Below are 986 nucleotides of genomic sequence, written 5' to 3'. Positions count from 1 at the left end.
GTCGGTTTGCCCGGCCGCGAGAAGTCCAGGGTGACATGCTGGTCATAGGCCCAGCGGTCGAGCGCTTTGCTGATAAACTCGCTCCCATTATCGACCTGAATACGCTCAGGTACCACGCCTAACTGCTGGTGCAAGCGTTGCATTACGGCCACTACATCTTCCCCTTTGAGCGACTGGCCGACGTGAATGGCCAGGCACTGACGACTAAAATTATCGACTATCGTTAAGGCGCGGATTTTGCGGCCATCGAAGAGATTATCGGCCACGAAGTCCATGCTCCAGCTCTGGTGCAGCCGACCCAGTGGAAGCCGCTCTAGCCGGTGGGCAGCTACCCGGTTACGTCGGGGGCGCTTGCTACGTAAGTTCAAGCCTTCCAGACAGTAAAGTCGATGGACGCGTTTGTGATTATCTGGCCAGCCCTCGCGGCGCAGCAGGACATAGAGGCGCTTGCTGCCGTAGCGCACCCGCACTTGCGCTAGTTCCCGCAAGCGCTGGCGCAGGACCGTATCATCCCGCCGGTGTGCTTGATAAGCGAAGCTGGCGCGTTGTAAGCTGAGCACTCGGCAGGCCCGGCGAGCCGAGATGCGGTAGGCGTCGATGAGGTGTTGAGCCGCGTGGCGACGCTGCACGGGCTTCAGAACTTTTTTTTGAGCACGTCCTGCAGCAGCTGCTTGTCTAAGCTCAGGTCAGCCACGAGCTGTTTGAGGTGCTGATTTTCCTCTTCTAACTGCTTGAGCCGCCGCAGTTCGGGCACGCCCAAGCCGCCGTACTTTTTCTTCCAGTTGTAGTAGGTAGCCTCGCTGATGCCCATCTTTCGGCATACCTCCGCGACGGTCACGCCCGTGTCGGCTTGGCGCAGGGCAAACACGATTTGGGCCTCGGTAAACTTGGTCTTTTTCATGGCAAATGTCTGGGGTTTTAAGGTACGACAAGTGCCTGATTTCTCTACTTTAGATTGGCCTAGTTTACTGGGAGGAGGTCAACTC

The 986-nt window shown here is 57.6% G+C and carries 1 pseudogene; it reads right to left on the bottom strand.

What is annotated here, in order from left to right:
* Positions 1–901, bottom strand: a pseudogene (locus tag ACYVGC_RS24955) (IS3 family transposase); the annotation flags it as partial.
* Positions 902–986 lie beyond the last annotated feature (85 nt).

Source organism: Hymenobacter arcticus (assembly GCF_054779975.1).
The sequence above is the reverse complement of the archived record's forward strand: the minus strand, read 5'-3'. Positions and strand labels throughout refer to the sequence as shown.